Genomic DNA, 6,225 nt, shown 5'->3' with positions numbered 1-6,225 from the left:
TAAATTTAACTAGCACCACGGGTTATACTTATCTTGCTTTAAGTACCTTTTGGAAATTTTAAGCTAAATCGAACTAAATCAGTATACGTAAAGCGCATGCTAGCTTAGCACATAAGTAATGTACTTTTGAGCCATTTAGACGTAAAATGTAGGTATAAAAAAGAACGAGGTAAAAATAATGACAGAAACAATTACTTTAAATGATGGCAATCGTATTCCAGCAGTTGGGTTTGGTGTTTCCAAATTCCTGCAGACGGTTCAACCTATACAGCTGTTAAGGAAGCCTTAGAAGTAGGCTATCGTCATATCGACACAGCGCAAGCCTATTTCAATGAAAAAGAAGTCGGACAAGCAATCAAGAATTCTGGTATTCCACGTGAAGAAATTTTTGTTACCAGCAAACTGTGGATCCAAGATTATGCTTACGAAACTGCTAAAGCAATCATCGATGCGACTCTTGAAAAAATGGGACTTGATTACCTTGAGCTTTACCTCCTTCACCAACCTTATGGCAAAGTCGAAGAGGATTGGAAAACTTTAGAAGAAGCTAAAGAAGCTGGTAAAATCAAATCAATCGGTGTGTCAAACTTCACGCCAAACTTTTGGAATCAATTTGTTCCACATTTCAATACGATTCCAGCTGTTAACCAAGTAGAATTCAACCCATATTTCCAACAAAAAGCTCTACGTGACTTGCTTGCAAAAGATGATGTTAAAATCGAAGCTTGGGCGCCACTCGGACAAGGAAATAAAGACTTATTTGCCGAACCAATCATCACAGTCTTGGCTAACAAATATGGCAAAGATGCTGGGCAAATTATTTTGCGATTTGAAGTGCAAGAAGGTATCATTGTCTTGCCAAAATTAACCAAGAAAGTTCGCATGGCATCAAACAAAGACCTCTTTAATTTTGAATTGACCGCTGAAGAAATGGCAGAGCTTCGTGTCCTTGACAAAGGAAAAGGCGCTCATGACCCAGACGCACCAGGTGTTGGAGACTGGCTACTCTCTAACTATGATGTTCATGCTAATGATTAATCTTAAAGATTATTGAGGAAATATAGATGAAAAATGTTTTAATTTTGGGTGCCAATGGACAAATTGCACGGATTGTAGCGAAGCGTCTTTTGAGCGAACAAGATGATGTTCAATTGACACTTTATTTACGAAAAAGTCATCGTGTTGATGACTTAGTGGCTATTAATCCTACACGTGTAAGGACAGTAGATGCTGATATTCATGACCAAGAAACGTTGGACAAGGCTGTTCAAGGACAGGATATTGTTTTTATTTCAAATGTTGACTATGACCCTGATAACGAACTGACTCAAGATGTTATTGCAGCAATGATTAAAAATGATGTTAAACGTGTTATAGCTTCAAATGTTTTAGGAATTTACGGAGAAGTTCCTGGAGAATATGGTCGTTGGAATACAGAAATGCTTACGCAAGCGGGGCTCAATCGTGCTCGACGTTCTGACGAATTGTTAGAAAAATCAGACTTAGATTACACAACTTTGCGCTTGCCTTGGTTAAATGACCGTGATGAGGTAAAATACAGTATCACGCACAAAGGAGAATCATATGTCGGTGTTTCGGGATCACGTCAAAGTATGGCAGACGTTGTCGTCAAAATGATTGCTGACCCAACTTACCTCAATAGAGAAAGTATAGGTCTTGCCGACCCCGATACTCAAGGTTTGACACGTCCTGTTTATTAAGATAAATAGAGAAGGAGAAAAAATGAAAGTCGCGACATTTATTGAACCAGGGAAAATGACAGTTACTGAAGCACCTGTGCCAGAAATTCAAAAAGACACAGATGTCATTATTAAAATCGTTCGTGCGTGTGTTTGTGGTTCCGACCTTTGGTGGTTTAGAGGCATTTCTAAACGCGAACCAAATTCTTATACTGGACATGAAGCTATCGGCATTGTTGAAACAGTAGGAAATGCGGTGACCTCAGTTAAAGCTGGCGATTTTGTCATTGTTCCATTTACACATGGTTGTGGTAAATGCGCTGCTTGCCGTGCTGGTTTTGATGGCAATTGTACCAATATGGAACCAGGTGGTAACGCTGGCTATCAAGGTGAATATCTCCGCTTTACAAATGCTGATTGGGCACTTATTAAAATTCCTGGACAACCGTCTGATTATTCAGATGACGTATTGAATTCTCTCTTGACTTTGGCTGATGTGATGGCAACTGGTTATCATGCTGCTAAAACAGCAGAGGTCAAAGCTGGCGATACTGTTGTTGTCATGGGAGATGGTGCCGTTGGTTTGTGTGGCGTTATTGGCGCTAAATTATTGGGGGCAACACGCATTATTGCCATGAGTCGTCATGCTGACCGACAAGCTCTAGCAAAAGAATTCGGCGCAACTGATATTGTAGCTGAACGTGGTGACGAAGCCATTGAAAAAGTTATGGTATTGACAAATGGTGCTGGTGCCGACGCTGTTTTAGAATGTGTTGGAACTGTGCAATCAGTTGAAACAGCTGTCAATGTCTGCCGTCCAGGTGCTGTGATTGGTCGTGTAGGTGTTCCTCAAAAAGCAGAAATGAACACCAATGCACTCTTCTGGAAAAATATTGGTTTACGAGGTGGTGTTGCCTCAGTAACTACCTATGACAAAGAACTGCTTCTTGATGCTGTCCTAACTGGAAAAATTAATCCAGGTAAAGTCTTTACCAAACGCTTCAATCTCGATGACATTCAAGCAGCCTATGAAGCTATGGATAAACGCGAAGCGATTAAGTCTTTAGTCATTGTATCTGAATAAAACACAAAGCCAGTTTTTAACAGCTGGTTTTTCATTTGAATTTAGCATATATATGTGTGTACTAGCTTACTTTAAAAGTAATTTTCAAGTGAAGTAGTATACTAATTATCCTAAAATGAAGGAAATTATGATCTCTAAATATTTGAAAATAAAGTTGCCGTTGTAACGGGCGGCAGTTCAGGAATTGGTCGTGCTATTGCTGAACGTTATGCCAACGAAGGAGCAAAAGTTATTATTGCAGGACGCCGAGAAAATATTTTAAAAAAATTGGCATATACCAATAAAGATATTTCTTATGTTGTGGCTGACATTACAAACTCTGATGATATCACTAAAATTGCAAAAACTATTGAAACTGATTTTGCTGGTCAGTTAGATATCTTGGTAAATAATGCAGGTTGGGCTCCTGTAACGCCACTAAAAAAATTGACATTAGCGGATCATGACCGTGCTTTTGCCCTAGATGTTCGAGCTCTTTTGGATATGACTATTCAAACTTTACCATTTATTCTCAAAGCTAAGGGAACGATTATTAATTTATCAACTGTTGGAGCGCAACACCGTGGTCCGAATATGTCGATGTATCTTGGTGCCAAGGCTGCTGTTAAAAACTTTACACGTGTTTGGGCAATGGAATTGGCTGCTGACAGCGTGCGTGTTAATGCTATTGCCCCTGGAACTATTGCAACTGATATCTGGAATCAAACTGATTTGTCAGAAGAAGATGCTAAGGCGCATATGGATAATATTATTAGTATGATTCCCTTGTGTTATGTTGGAGCGAGTGAGGATATTGCGAATGCTGCCGCTTATCTCGCTTCTGAACAAGCACGATACGTTACTGGTGCTATTCTAGCAGTTGATGGTGGTATGGGAGCAAGCTAATGGTATGCAAATGGCGTATGCTTGGTAAGATCCAAAAGTAATTTTCAAAGTTTAATGAAGAGGTTATACTATAACCAATATTAGTAAAGCAAGTTTTGCTTACGGTTAAGTCAGTTGACTGACTTAAATACAAGAAATGAGGAAAACATCATGACGATTCAAAATGTAACATTTAAAAATAAAGCTTTAGACCTTCGTTTGGCTGGGCAACTTTATTTGCCAGCAGAGTTTGATGGGACTAAAAATTATGCGGCTATTGTTGTCACAGGACCAATGCTTTCAATTAAAGAACAAGCGCAAGCAACTTATGCTAATCTCTTGGCAGAAGCTGGTTACATTGCACTAACTTTTGATGGGGCCTACTTTGGTGAAAGTGAAGGTCTCCCACGCCAGCAAGAACTTCCTGATGTTAAAGAGACAGACATTGAAGGGGCCGTTGATTTCTTAGAAAGCTTGCCATATGTTGACAACAACCGTATCGGTGGGCTTGGTATTTGCGGTTCAGGTTCATACATGTCAGTTGCAGATGTTAAAGAACCACGTCTCAAAGCTATTACAGCGGTGGTGCCAGCTATTTCAGATATTTCAACATCTCCAATGACGAATTTCTTCATGCCAGAAGATGAGGTGAGAGCGGCCAAAGAAGCCTATGAAAATGGTACAGGTGAATTGGTTCACCTTAACTCCCAACCACGTGCTTTTGAAGAAGGCGCTCAATACTATTATAGTGCTCGTGGAAATCGTCCACGTTGGAGCAATCAAGTAGTTGCTTGGAGCCAATTAGAACTTATCAAATACAATGTCACAGAAATCATGAAAGAGATGACAAAACCTTACTTGGTTATCACTGCTGAAAACGCTTGGAGTCAACCAGCATCACGTGAAATCTTTGACGCAGCCAAAAGTACTGTTAAAGAATGGGTTGTCATTCCTGAAGCAAGCCATTTCGATATGTATGACTTGTATCCATTCGTTGATGAAGCAGTAGAAGCCATTCTACCATTCTTCAATGATAATCTTTAACCATTACTATTAAAATAGACCTTTACACCAACTTATTTTTACGCATAATATACAATTTTTGAGGTACAGTTTACTTGTTAAACTGTACCTTTTATTTTCCAATTCATAACCATACGCCAACTGCATACTAGCATAGAAAAAATGATCCAACAACCTACAGTAACGCTTAATAACGGCGTAAAAATGCTCATGGTCGGCTTTGGTGTTTTCCAAATTCCTGACCCAGATGTTTGTCAAAAAGCTGTCGAAGAAGCCATCAAAACAGGTTACCGTTTAATCGACACCGCAGAAGCTTATGGCAACGAAGAAGCTGTCGGCAAAGCTATCAAAGCTTCAGGTGTTCCGCGTGAAGAACTCTTTATCACAACAAAAGCTTTCATTCAACATATTAATTACGAAGGTGCCAAGGAGGCTTTTGAAGAATCGCTGCGCAAACTTGATACTGATTACATCGATCTTTATTTGCTTCACCAACCTGTGGGTGATACTTTTGGAGCATGGCGTGCGCTGGAAGAACTTTATAACGATAACGACAGAAAAATTTGTGCCATTGGCGTATCAAATTTCGAAGATGACCAATTAGCTAACTTTGCCATTTTCAATGATGTCATTCCTGCTGTAAATCAGATTGAACTTCATGTCTTTAATCAAAAAGATGATTCTGTCGCTTACCAAGCGTCTAAAGGTGTTCAAGTTGAAAGCTGGGGTGCTTTTGCTGAAGGACGATTTGATATCTTTAACAACCCTATTCTAAAAGCTATCGCTGATAAATACGGCAAAACAACAGCACAAGTGATGCTTCGCTGGTAATTACAACGGGGTATTGTTAGCTTATCAAAATCAGCCAAACCAGAACGTGTCCGCCAAAATTTTGATATTTTTGACTTCGAATTATCTGACGACGACATGGCACAAATCAAAACACTCAATACGAATACAACTGTCTTTGCAGACCACCACGAAGCCGCAACATTTGAACTCCTAGCGGGTTTTGTCGGAAAATCGTTTTAAGATAGAAGAGAGCTTTGAAGGTTAAAGCGATAGAAAAAGGAATCGCGAAAAACTTAGCTGTCATTGACCGGGAGTTTGATAGATTGTGAATTATCTCAAATTTGCTCTCTACATTTTTATCAACTACGCTAACTATTCTATTTAGCATTTATCAAGAAAGTCATATTGCTATGGCTTTTCTTATTGAAAAGGAGAAACATGGCTCAAAAAGTTCAAAAATTTGGTATGGTATTACCAATTGTATTGTTTAGTTATTTTATGATTTTATTGGATAATTCGATTATCTTTACCAGTACTGTCCACATTAGCCAAGATTTACAGATATCTGCTACTTTATTGTCTTGGGTTAGCAATGCTTACACGTTAACATTTGGTGGTTTTTTACTATTTTTCGGACGAATGGGAGATATTTACGGACGTAAACGCATTTTTCAAATAGGGCTTGTTATTTTTACCGTTGCTTCCTTTTTAGTTGGTATTTCAACAAGTTCTACCATGATTATTGTGATGCGAGCGTTTCAA

5 protein-coding genes and 2 pseudogenes are annotated in these 6,225 nt (G+C 39.0%); all 7 read left to right on the top strand.

Translation table 11 applies throughout. The features are described from left to right. The first annotated feature begins 178 nt into the window (after window positions 1–178). Window positions 179–1,038 (top strand): annotated as a pseudogene (locus B3R79_RS02945) (aldo/keto reductase). 26 nt (window positions 1,039–1,064) lie between these two features. Further along, window positions 1,065–1,721, top strand: coding sequence for an NAD(P)H-binding protein (locus tag B3R79_RS02940; RefSeq protein WP_293693651.1), 657 nt, complete (start codon window positions 1,065–1,067; stop codon window positions 1,719–1,721). 22 nt (window positions 1,722–1,743) lie between these two features. Beyond that, entirely contained in the window at window positions 1,744–2,784 is a 1,041-nt protein-coding gene (locus tag B3R79_RS02935) for a zinc-dependent alcohol dehydrogenase family protein (RefSeq protein ID WP_293693649.1), read from the top strand. Window positions 2,785–2,922: 138 nt separating this feature from the next. Then, window positions 2,923–3,669, top strand: a complete 747-nt coding sequence (locus B3R79_RS02930; protein ID WP_293693654.1) for an SDR family NAD(P)-dependent oxidoreductase — start codon at window positions 2,923–2,925, stop codon at window positions 3,667–3,669. A gap of 150 nt (window positions 3,670–3,819) precedes the next feature. After that, window positions 3,820–4,692 (top strand): alpha/beta hydrolase, encoded by an 873-nt coding sequence (locus B3R79_RS02925; RefSeq protein WP_293693647.1) that lies wholly within the window; start codon window positions 3,820–3,822, stop codon window positions 4,690–4,692. A 141-nt stretch (window positions 4,693–4,833) separates the two neighbouring features. Then, window positions 4,834–5,703, top strand: a pseudogene (locus B3R79_RS02920) (aldo/keto reductase). Window positions 5,704–5,901: 198 nt separating this feature from the next. After that, the coding region (locus B3R79_RS02915; protein WP_293693645.1) for an MFS transporter at window positions 5,902–6,225 on the top strand (324 nt) is incomplete at its 3' end.

It is taken from the genome of Streptococcus sp. UBA3373, assembly GCF_002360305.1.
Lineage (GTDB): Bacteria > Bacillota > Bacilli > Lactobacillales > Streptococcaceae > Streptococcus > Streptococcus alactolyticus.
The sequence above is the reverse complement of the archived record's forward strand: the minus strand, read 5'-3'. Positions and strand labels throughout refer to the sequence as shown.

Bases quoted from the DNA above. Each gene is read 5' to 3' on its own strand.
- B3R79_RS02940 (WP_293693651.1), top strand. From the start codon at position 1,065: ATGAAAAATGTTTTAATTTTGGGTGCCAATGGACAAATTGCACGGATT.
- B3R79_RS02935 (WP_293693649.1), top strand. From the start codon at position 1,744: ATGAAAGTCGCGACATTTATTGAACCAGGGAAAATGACAGTTACTGAA.
- B3R79_RS02925 (WP_293693647.1), top strand. From the start codon at position 3,820: ATGACGATTCAAAATGTAACATTTAAAAATAAAGCTTTAGACCTTCGT.